This is a genomic window from Nocardiopsis alborubida, assembly GCF_012396365.1.
Classification (GTDB): Bacteria; Actinomycetota; Actinomycetes; order Streptosporangiales; family Streptosporangiaceae; genus Nocardiopsis; species Nocardiopsis alborubida.
Window position 1 is genome coordinate 214,652 of record NZ_JAAXPG010000009.1, and the last position, 6,124, is coordinate 220,775.

At 71.3% G+C, this 6,124-nt stretch carries 4 protein-coding genes; 3 read left to right on the top strand and 1 reads right to left on the bottom strand.

Translation table 11 applies throughout. The annotated features are described in order from the left end of the window. The first annotated feature begins 117 nt into the window (after nucleotides 1-117). Both HGB44_RS12115 and HGB44_RS12120 read left to right on the top strand, forming a co-directional pair. Nucleotides 118-1,317: an ATP-binding protein gene (locus HGB44_RS12115; RefSeq protein WP_061081895.1), complete on the top strand. Its 1,200-nt coding sequence runs from the start codon at nucleotides 118-120 to the stop codon at nucleotides 1,315-1,317. Nucleotides 1,318-1,452: 135 nt separating this feature from the next. Continuing rightward, a complete protein-coding gene (locus tag HGB44_RS12120; protein ID WP_061081896.1) occupies nucleotides 1,453-2,124 on the top strand; it encodes a response regulator in 672 nt (223 codons plus the stop codon). A 275-nt stretch (nucleotides 2,125-2,399) separates the two neighbouring features. Here HGB44_RS12120 and HGB44_RS12125 read toward each other — a convergent pair whose 3' ends face one another. Next, on the bottom strand, nucleotides 2,400-3,329 hold the full coding sequence (locus HGB44_RS12125; RefSeq protein ID WP_061081897.1) for a nucleoside hydrolase: 930 nt from the start codon (nucleotides 3,327-3,329) through the stop codon (nucleotides 2,400-2,402). Nucleotides 3,330-3,496: 167 nt separating this feature from the next. Here HGB44_RS12125 and pcrA point away from each other — a divergent pair, with 167 nt between their 5' ends. Next, a complete protein-coding gene (gene pcrA / locus HGB44_RS12130) occupies nucleotides 3,497-5,842 on the top strand; it encodes a DNA helicase PcrA (protein ID WP_061081898.1) in 2,346 nt (781 codons plus the stop codon). Nucleotides 5,843-6,124: the final 282 nt, after the last annotated feature.

A 6,124-nucleotide genomic window follows, 5' to 3' on the forward strand; every position in this document is an offset into this window, starting at 1 on the left:
GGCGTGCCCCCGATGTCCGGTCGGCGCCGGAGGGGGCATCCTGGACAGCACAGGACCCACGAACGCGGCGGGCGCGTACATCCTCCCCGCCGCACGGACGAAAGCGGTGATCGGGCGGTGGCAGCAACGGCCGCGGACACCCCGCGACTCACCCGCGCGGTCAGGGGCAGGCTCCTCGGCGGTGTCTCCGCGGGGCTCGCCCGCCACCTGGGCCTGGACCCGGTGGTGGTCCGCCTCGCCTTCATGGCGCTGTCCGTGGGCGGCATCGGCATCGCCGTCTACGCCGCCCTGTACTTCTTCGTCCCCAACGACTCCTCGGAGGAGGAGACCGCCGAGTCCGAGAGCCGCCGCAAGGGCCGCGACCTCTCCCAACTCATCGCCTACGTCGGCCTCGCCGCCGGACTCGGCCTCCTGTTCCTGCTCTTCGGCGGCGTCTTCGACCCGCTGCTGTGGTTCGTGGTCTTCGGCGCCCTCGGCGGCATCATCCTCTGGCAGCAGGCCAACCCGTCCCAGCGCGACCAGTGGATGACCAGCACCGTCAGCCGCTCCTCGCCCAAGGGCATCATGCGCGCGGTCGCCGGCGTGCTGCTCGTCGTCGTCGGCGCCATCGGCTTCCTCGTCTTCCAGGAACAGCTCCAGAACGCCCGTGCCGGCCTGACCTTCGCCTTCACCGTGCTCGCGGGCATCGCCCTCATCGTGGCCCCCTGGATCATCGGACTGGTCCGCGAACGCGACCAGGAGCGCCGCGAGCGCATCCGCAACGCCGAGCGCGCCGAACTCGCCGCCCACATCCACGACTCCGTCCTGCACACCCTGACCCTCATCCAGCGCCGGGCCGAGGACCCCCGCGAGGTGCAGCGCCTCGCCCGCGTCCAGGAGCGCGCCCTGCGCAGCTGGCTCTACCAGCGGCCCGCCGACGCAGACACCACCGTCTCGCCCGCGCTCGAACGCGTCACCGCCGAGGTCGAGGAGGAGCACGGGGTTCCCATCGAGGTGGTGTGCGTGGGCGACTGCCCCATGGACGACGCGCTGGCCGCCATGCTCCGGGCCGCACGCGAGGCCATGGTCAACGCCTCCAAGTACGCCGGGACGGACAGCATCTCGGTGTTCGGAGAGGTCGACCAGGAGGAGGTGCTGGTGTTCGTCCGCGACCGCGGCGCAGGGTTCGACATGGACGCCGTCCCCGAGGACCGCATGGGCGTGCGCGGCTCCATCCTGGGCCGGATGGAGCGCCACGGCGGCTCCGCGCGCATCCGCACCGGTCCCGGCGAGGGCACCGAGGTGCAGCTGCGCATGCCGCGCGTCCCCGACCTGTAGGGCGCGGACCGGGCGGAGGGCACGGACGGTTCCGCTCGCCCACCGCGACCGCAGCCGGGACCGGATGACGGCCGAAAGCGGACAGCCCCCGACGCGGGTGCCCCCGTCGGCCCCGGCGTGGGTAGAGTCCACGGTGTGGCAGACGAGAGCACGACCTTCAGTGGCGGTGACGCGGTCCCCCGCGTCGTGATCGTGGACGACCACCGGCTGTTCCGCAGCGGTGTGCGCGGTGAGCTCGGCGACGCCGTGAACGTGGTCGGCGAGGCCGGCGACGTCGACGGCGCCGTGCACGTCATCGGCGAGAAGCAGCCCGACCTCGTCCTGCTGGACGTCCACCTGCCAGGGGGCGGCGGCGTGGAGGTGCTGCGCCGCGTCCTGGCCCAGCACCCCCAGATCCGCTTCCTGGCCCTGTCGGTCTCCGACGCCGCCGAGGACGTCATCGGCGTGGTGCGCGGCGGCGCCCGCGGCTACGTCACCAAGACCATTTCCGGCAGGGAGCTGGCCGACGCCATCGTGCGCGTGGCCGACGGCGACGCGGTCTTCTCCCCGCGGCTGGCCGGGTTCGTGCTGGACGCCTTCTCCGCGACCGACGCCCCGCCGGTGGACCCCGAGCTGGACCGGCTCACGCAGCGCGAGCGCGAGGTCCTGCGCCACATCGCGCGCGGCTACGCCTACAAGGAAGTGGCCAAGGAGCTGTTCATCTCCGTCAAGACCGTGGAGACGCACGTGTCCTCGGTGCTGCGCAAGCTCCAGCTGTCCAACCGCCACGAGCTGAGCCGCTGGGCCACGGCCCGCAGACTGGTCTGAGCCCGGCGCAGGGCGCCACGGCCGTTGGCCGGCCCGACGGCGGTGAGCGGCGCGCCGAAGCTCAGGGTCCGCGTGAGGACTCCCGAGGCGGGGAGCCCCCGGTGGGAGTCGCCACGGTCCGCCCGGTGCGGACCACCGGGCGGGTGCACCGGGCGGACGCGGACCGCGGGGCATGGCGAGGCCGGAGGCCCTGGGGACCCCCCTTATCCATGGGACCACCGTCCGGGAGCGCACCGCCACCCCCTCCCGCGACCTGTGGACGACCCCGGGACCTCTCAGCGCAGCGAGTCGAGCATCCGCCCCAGGAACTCGGCCTCGGCCACGCCCGTGACCACCCGCGCGGGGCGGCGGTCGTCGTCCCGCGGACGCGGGCGCAGGTCCGCCACGGTCATCCCCCGCGTCAGCGTCCCCGTCAGCTCCACCCGTACCGGGGCCTCGAAGGACTCCGTCACCAGGTGCGGGTCCACCAGCACCGCCGCGGCCAGCGGGTCGTGCATCGCGCACTGGCGGACCCCGAAGATCCCCGAGTAGAAGTCGGCGTAGAAGTCCAGGAACGCCGACGTGCGCGCGGCGCGCTCGCCCGCGACCGTCCCCAGCTCAGCCAGCCACTCGGTGGTGGCCACCGTCTTCATGGTGATGTCCAGCGCCACCAGGTCCAGGTCGAACCCGGCCGCGAACACCGCCTCCGCCGCCTCGGGGTCGTTGCTGATGTTGGCCTCGGCGTGCGAGGACACGTTGCCCGCCACACGCAGCGCGCCACCCATCACCACCAGGCGCCGCACCAGCCTCGGCAGCTCCGGCTCCAGGGCCAGCGCGATCGCCAGGTTCGTCAGCGGCCCCACGGCCAGCACGTCGATCTCGCCCGGGTTCTCGCGGACCAGGCGCACCAGCAGCTCGGCCGCCGTCCCCGGCACCGGACGGCCAGCGGGCTCGGGCAGCTCAACGTCCCCCAGGCCGTTGCCTCCGTGCACGTGCGCGGCCAGACGCGGCGGCTGCACCAGCGGACGCGCGGCGCCCACCGCCACCGGGACGTCCGGACGGCCGTACAGCTCCAGCAGCCGCAACGCGTTGTCGGTCGTGACGTCCACGCTGTTGTTGCCGAAGACCGCCCCGACGCCGACGATCTCCACCTCGGGCCGAGCGGCCAGGTAGGCGAGCGCGACGGCGTCGTCGATCCCCGGGTCGCAGTCGACGAACACACGCATGCTCAAGGAAACTCCCTCTCAGAACACGAGGGCCTCCGACCGGAGGCCCCTACCGAAACAGCGTAAGACGCCGGTCAGGGGGCTTTTGCCCGACAAAACGGGCGTGTGGGGGCCCGTCCCTGTGGACGGGGACGGCAGCGTCACCGGGCGGCCGTAACCTGGATGCCGTGTCCTCCCAAGAACAGCTTCTCGAAGGTCTGAACGGTCCCCAGCGCGACGCCGTCACCCACAGCGGCTCCCCGCTCCTGATCGTGGCGGGTGCCGGGTCCGGCAAGACCCGGGTCCTCACCCACCGCATCGCCCACCTCATGGCCGCGCGCGGTGTCCGCCCGGGTGAGATCCTCGCCATCACCTTCACCAACAAGGCCGCCGCCGAGATGCGCGAGCGCATCCAGGCGCTGCTGGGCGTGCGCGCCGCCAACAGCATGTGGACGATGACCTTCCACTCCGCGTGCGTGCGCATCCTGCGCAGGGAGGCCGCCCGGCTCGGCTACCCGAGCAGCTTCACCATCTACGACTCCGCCGACTCCGCGCGCCTGATGCAGCTGGTGTGCAAGGAGATGGACCTGGACCCCAAGCGGTTCCCGCCCAAGGCCTTCTCCGCCCAGGTGTCCAACCTCAAGAACGAGCTGGTCGACTACGACACGTTCGCCGGACAGGCCCAGACCGAGCAGGAGAAGAAGCTCGCCGAGGCCTACCAGCTCTACCAGCGCCGCCTGCACGAGGCGGGCGCGATGGACTTCGACGACCTGATCATGGTCACCGTCAACCTGTTCCAGATGTTCCCGGACGTCGCCGAGTACTACCGGCGCCGGTTCCGGCACGTCATGGTCGACGAGTACCAGGACACCAACCACGCCCAGTACGTGTTCATCCGCGAACTGGTCGGCGTGGCCGAGGGCTCCGACACCAGCGTGGTGCCGCCCGCGGAGCTGTGCGTGGTCGGCGACGCCGACCAGTCCATCTACGCGTTCCGCGGCGCCACCATCCGCAACATCCTGGAGTTCGAGCGCGACTTCCCCGACGCGCGCACCATCCTCCTGGAGCAGAACTACCGCTCCACCCAGACCATCCTGTCCGCGGCCAACGCGGTCATCGACCGCAACGAGGGCCGCCCGGCCAAGAACCTGTGGTCGGAGCAGGGTGACGGGCCGGCCATCGTCGGCTACGTCGCCGACAACGAGCACGACGAGGCCGCCTTCGTGGTCGGCGAGATCGACAGGCTCACCGACGACAGGACGCTCACCCCGAGCCAGGTCGCGGTGTTCTACCGGACCAACGCCCAGTCCCGCGTGTTCGAGGACGTGTTCATCCGCACCGGGCTGCCCTACAAGATCGTCGGCGGCGTGCGCTTCTACGAGCGCAAGGAGATCCGCGACGTCCTCGCCTACCTGCGGGTCCTGGCCAACCCCGAGGACACCGTCAGCCTGCGGCGCATCCTCAACGTGCCCAGGCGGGGGATCGGGGCCCGGGCGGAGGAGTCGGTCGAGCTCTTCGCCGCCCGCGAGCGCATCTCCTTCTCCCGGGCGCTGCGCCGGGTGGACGAGATCCCGGGGATGGCCACCCGCTCGGTCAAGGCGGTGCTCAACTTCATCGCCCTGCTGGAGGAGCTGGAGAAGACCGTGCCGGAGGGCACGCCCGCGGAGATCGTCGAGGCGGTGCTGAGCAAGACCGGGTACCTGTCCGAGCTGGCCGAGTCCAAGGACCTCCAGGACGAGAGCCGGGTGGAGAACCTGGAGGAGTTCGTCGACGTCGCCCGCGAGTTCGAGCACACCTTCGCCGCACTCCTGGAGGAGGAGCCCACGGAGGACGGGGAGGAGGCCGACGGGGCCGTCGACCCCGGGGCGCCGACACTGGTCGACTTCCTGGAGCGGATCTCCCTCGTCGCGGACACCGACCAGATCCCCGACGAGGACGACGAGGGCGGTGTGGTCACGCTGATGACCCTGCACGCGGCCAAGGGGCTGGAGTTCCCCGCGGTCTTCCTCACCGGGATGGAGGACGGGGTGTTCCCGCACACCCGCACACTCGGCGACAAGACGCAGCTGGAGGAGGAGCGCCGCCTGGCCTACGTGGGCCTGACCCGTGCGCAGCGCCTGCTGTACGTCAGCCGCGCCGCCGTGCGCAGCGCCTGGGGAACCCCCTCCTACAACCCCGCATCCCGTTTCCTGGACGAGATCCCCTCGTCCCTGGTCGACTGGCGCCGCGCCGAGTCCACCCTGGCCGCTCCGCCCAGCCGCAGCATCGGCGGCCGGAGTTCAGGGGGTTTCGGGGGCGGGGGCGGCTTCAGCGGCACCTTCGGCGGCGGCTCCCGGTCGCGCGGGGGAGCGAAGGCGGCCAAGGAGGCGCCCACACTCAGCGTGGGGGACCTGGTCAACCACGACTCCTTCGGCATGGGCCGGGTGCAGCTGGTGGAGGGTGCCGGGGACAGGACCAAGGCCCGCATCGACTTCGGCGCGGACATCGGCGAGAAGGACTTCCTGGTCAAGTACGCGCCGATCGAGAAGCTCTGAGGCCAAGATCCGGTGAACGTGTCCCGAGCACTCCGGGCCGGGGGTAGAGTTGGGGAAGACCGAGCGAGACGGACGCGGTTCCCGCGGCCGGGCCGGTCGACCCCTTCCTCCGAACCGCCGTTCCGAGCACTGCTTCGGACCGGATAAGCTCGGAGGGCGCTTCCAAGGAAACACGGAAGCGAAACGGGAAACGGGCTTTACCCCGATCAGAAACACCACGAACCGCCGATTTGGCGGGGTGCGGAACACCTGATAAAGTAAAGACACAACAAAGCGGAAACG

Excerpts from the sequence above, each read along its gene's own strand:
- HGB44_RS12125 (WP_061081897.1), bottom strand. The coding sequence starts at position 3,329 with ATGCGTGTGTTCGTCGACTGCGACCCGGGGATCGACGACGCCGTCGCG.